The sequence below is a fragment of the Streptomyces prasinopilosus genome, assembly GCF_001419695.1.
Taxonomy (GTDB): domain Bacteria; phylum Actinomycetota; class Actinomycetes; order Streptomycetales; family Streptomycetaceae; genus Streptomyces; species Streptomyces prasinopilosus.
In genome coordinates this window covers 1-1,183 of sequence record NZ_LIRG01000400.1, presented here as the reverse complement: position 1 = coordinate 1,183, position 1,183 = coordinate 1, and the positions used below count along the sequence as shown (strand labels likewise).

At 75.1% G+C, this 1,183-nt stretch carries 1 protein-coding gene; it reads right to left on the bottom strand.

What is annotated here, in order from left to right; genetic code table 11:
* Positions 1–215: 215 nt before the first annotated feature.
* Entirely contained in the window at positions 216–1,145 is a 930-nt protein-coding gene (locus tag AOK18_RS17495) for a rhomboid family intramembrane serine protease (RefSeq protein ID WP_055694987.1), read from the bottom strand.
* Between the last annotated feature and the right edge of the window lie 38 nt (positions 1,146–1,183).

Here is a 1,183-nt window from a genome sequence, read left to right as displayed (position 1 = left end):
GCCGGGGCGGCCAGGCCCGGCGGCCGGCTCGCCACCAGCGCGTCGTCCCCGGCCGACCCCGGCCCGGCGCGCTCCCCGGAGCCGGGCGGGAGGGCCGGGGAGCGCGGTCACGGCCGGCCCGCCGCCCGCGGCCGGACCGCCGGGCTCCGAGGGCACCAGCATGTACACGGCCGTCGCCACCACGGGCACGGCCGCCAGCAGCAAGGCAGGACGTTTCACCGGAAAACCCCTCCACCGGTCAGCTCCGACACCTTGACCGCCGCCAGGACGACGAGCAGCGCGAGCAGCCCCAGACACGCCCCCGCCTGCAGCAGCGTCCGGCGCCTGCCCCGGGGCACGTACGCGAACACCACCGCCACCGCGCCCCCCGCCAGCAGCCCGCCCAGGTGACCCTCCCAGGACGTCACCACCGCGGAGACCACCAGCCACAGCAGCAGCCCGCCCATGAACCGGTTGACCGCCCGCATGTCCGCGCCGATCCGCCGGGCCACCACGTAGTACGCGGCCCCCAGCCCGAAGACCGCCCCGGACGCGCCGACCACGGAGTCCTGCGGCGCCAGCAGCAGCACCAGCACCGAGCCGCCCAGCGCCGACAGCAGGTACAGGACGAGGAAGTGGACACGGCCCAGCATCGGCTCGACGGCCCGCCCCAGGTTCCACAGCGCCACCATGTTCATCACGATGTGCAGGATCCCGAACGTGCCCTCGGTGGGCGGAAGGTGCAGGAAGGCACCGGTCAGCAGCCGGTACCACTCCCCGTTCACCAGGCCTTCCGCGCGGAAGCCCTCGAACACGGGCCCCCCGCCCCACACGTAGTGACCGCCGTCCGGCCCGACCAGCCCCGCGCCCAGCATCGCGAACCGGTCCACGACCTCCGGCAGCGCCAGCTCCGCCAGGTACGCCAGCACGCTGACGGCGATCAGCGCGTACGTCACCACCGGCACCGCGACGACGCGCCCGCCGGTCACCGTCCGGGCCTGCCGCACCGACCGCATGCCCTCCTTCACGCAGTCGGGGCACTGGTGGCCCACGGCCGCCTCCCGCATGCAGTCCGGGCAGATGTACCGGTCGCAGCGCACGCAGCGGACATGGCACTCCACCCCGGGATGGCGGTAGCAGGTGGTGACGGTGGCCTCGGAATCCACGGGCCGGCTCCTAGCGGGGGACGGGACGGACGAGCCGG